A 504-nucleotide genomic window follows, 5' to 3' on the forward strand; every position below is an offset into this window, starting at 1 on the left:
TCGGTTTCGTTGAAAAGAAGGTGAAACTGACCGATAAGCCGCTTTCTTTTAGGTATAGNGTCGTGGACAGTCATTCATCTTACTGCCGCGCAAAAGCAAAAACCCGCCAGTTTGCACTGGCGGGTTTTCGTTGAAGAGGTGAAACTGACCGATAAGCCGCTTTCTTTTGGGTATAGCGTCGTGGACAGTCATTCATCTTACCGCCCCGCTAAAAGCAAAAACCCGCCAGTTTGCACTAGCGGGTTTTCGTTGAAGAGGTGAAACTGACCGATAAGCCGGGTTCTGTCGTGGACAGTCATTCATCTAGGCCAGCAATCGCTCACTGGCTCAAGCAGCCTACCCGGGTTCAGTACGGGCCGTACCTTATGAACCCCTATTTGGCCTTGCTCCGGGTGGAGTTTACCGTGCCACGGACTGTTACCAGCCGCGCGGTGCGCTCTTACCGCACCCTTTCACCCTTACCTGATCCCACTCGCGTGGGCCATCGGCGGTTTGCTCTCTGTT

Annotated in this window: 1 other RNA gene; it reads right to left on the minus strand. The window is 53.5% G+C overall.

The window, feature by feature from the left end:
• Nucleotides 1–255: 255 nt before the first annotated feature.
• An RNA gene (gene rnpB / locus AACU94_RS24555) (RNase P RNA component class A) lies at nucleotides 256–504 on the minus strand; the annotation flags it as partial.

The sequence above is a fragment of the Escherichia sp. E4702 genome (genome assembly GCF_963883545.1).
Lineage (GTDB): Bacteria > Pseudomonadota > Gammaproteobacteria > Enterobacterales > Enterobacteriaceae > Escherichia.